The organism is Marinimicrobium locisalis, from assembly GCF_039822625.1.
In the GTDB taxonomy this organism is placed as follows: domain Bacteria; phylum Pseudomonadota; class Gammaproteobacteria; order Pseudomonadales; family Cellvibrionaceae; genus Marinimicrobium; species Marinimicrobium locisalis.
The window spans coordinates 1-2,235 of sequence record NZ_JBDLLG010000060.1; the positions used below are offsets into that span (position 1 = coordinate 1).

General features: G+C 56.0%; 1 protein-coding gene. It reads right to left on the reverse strand.

Annotated features, from left to right (window positions below; genetic code table 11):
* Nucleotides 1–2,037: two-partner secretion domain-containing protein (locus AAE514_RS18345; protein WP_347333012.1), on the reverse strand; the 2,037-nt coding region annotated here is incomplete at its 3' end.
* Nucleotides 2,038–2,235: the final 198 nt, after the last annotated feature.

Sequence of the window (2,235 nt, forward strand, 5' to 3'; positions counted from 1 at the left end):
GGTAAGAATGTCGGAGCCGGTGTAGAGACTGGTATCGCCGGCGGTGATGTTTAGGTTGCCGGATGTGGTGTTGATACTGGCATCTCTGGATACGCTGATGGTATCACCGGAACGAATGGTAACTCTGTTAGCGGAGATGGCTGCTCCGTTGAGAAAACTTAACGAGTCTGCAGCATACGCTTTGAACTCACCAGTAGTCCCAATCCTAGATTCCTCTGAAAAAATAACTGATCGACTGCCTTTTTCACCCAAACATTGCTCGGAGCCACAATTAGGATGGCCAGCCAAAAGAGTAACGGCAGAGCTACCGAAATCAGACTTTCCATTAACAATGATTTGGTTGCCTGCCAACAGTTTTAACTCGCTTCCTCCAATCCCTTGGACAGTCTCTCCTTCGGTGATAGAAATGGTATCGCTGGCCTGAAGCTCAACCGTGGTTTGTTGATGCTCAAGTATCGACCCAAGAGACTTAAAAGTCACAGTTAGGGCATCGTTGTTCCCCACACCAGGCTCGCTAAAGTCAACAACTCTGTCAAAATTTTCATCTTCTGGCCCCTGACCTATATTAATATTTTCAGGGTCCAATAACAGCCTGCCCGCCCCTTCCGGCCCGGACAGGTCGACACTCCCGTCGAAGGCCAAATGGCTCTTACCTGAGACCTCTGCAAACCCGCCTTTCCCGTTATAGCCGCCCTTTCCGGCTAGGCTTCCATAAAAACGGGTGGCCTCATCGGCCCAGACGATAATACGCCCGCCGTCGCCCGTCGCGGTCGCACTGGCGTCAATGCGGGCACTGGCGCTCACCGCCGTTCGGTGGGCATTGGGCAACCATGAATTCTTCCCTTGGTAGTCACCCCCGATAAAGGCCTCACCGCCGCCCTCGACGCCGGAGACCTCTACCCGGGCACTGTCAAACAGGCCCACGTGCTCGCCCAGTATTTTTATCTGGCCGCCCTTCCCTCCACTGATGGCGCGAGCTTGTACTCGACCGTTACCGGATACCAGGGCAGTCTCCCGAGCGTGCAGCTCAATGTGGCCACCGTCACCATTAAGGTTGTTAGCCTCAACCAGCCCCTTTTGGTCAATATTCTCCCCCAGAACCACCACCTCCCCGGCGGAACTCTCGTGAGAAACACTCAGCGTCCCGCTGTTGGAGACATCCGCCCCCGTCCCTAAACTGAAGCTGCCATCCTCATGCATAACAACACTGCGGGCTTCCTCCAGGTCACCGCGATTGACCGCCCGGGAAAACACATCCCGGCTGGTGCTGGCCGTCAGCAGAATACGACCGCCCTCCGCGTCGACGCGTCCGCTGTTGACCAGAGCCGCATCCACGCCCAGCTCATCCTGGACGACCGCTTCGCTGACACGAACACCCATCAGGCCGCTATCATCAAAGGTGACCACGGCACCGTCACCGGCGGCCAGATTCACCGCCCCCAAGTGGGCGGTGATCAGCCCCTCATTGCGCACCTGCTTACCAACCAGCGATACCGATCCACCGGTGGCGGCATTGATAACGCCTCGATTGACGACCAGGCCGTCAGTACCGTCAACGCCAGACAGAGCCCAGTCACCATTTAAAAAATCGTCCGTATTAACGTCCAGGCCGCTGGCGAGTATGCCGCCCACGTTAATCCGAGCGTTTTCACCAAACACAATTCCGTGGGGGTTAATCAGCACCACATGACCATTAGCGTTAATCCGGCCCCGTATTTCTGAGCCGCTTTGGCTGAGAATGCGGTTAAGCGCCACTGAACCGGCATCCGGCTGGTTATAGTTCACCACCTCATCCGCATTGAGATCATAGCTATCCCATTCAACCGCCAGTCGGTCTGATGCCTGCTCAATGGTGGTAACCTTACCCGCCCGCTCAATGGACCCCTCCCCACCGGTAATTCGCTCACCCGTGGGGCCGGCCCAGGCCGCGGAGCCGAACGCCATGGCGGAGCAAGAGGCCACCGCCAGATACAACCGGCGACGAGCAGGAAAGTTAGAGAACGCTACAGTACGGGAGGGGACGTTTGATTTGGGCATGGGAATAATCTGGGCTGAGGCTGCCCGCCTCCCGATAATAGAAAGGAGGCGGGCATGGGGTTGAGGTTGAAACGGTAAGGACTTTAGTTCACGGATTTGGAGACGATGACATATTCTTTGGTGTCCAGGTCCAGGGCATAAACACCATCTGTTTTAGGGTCAGCAAACAGTAAGGACCGGTTTTTCTCGTCCAGATGC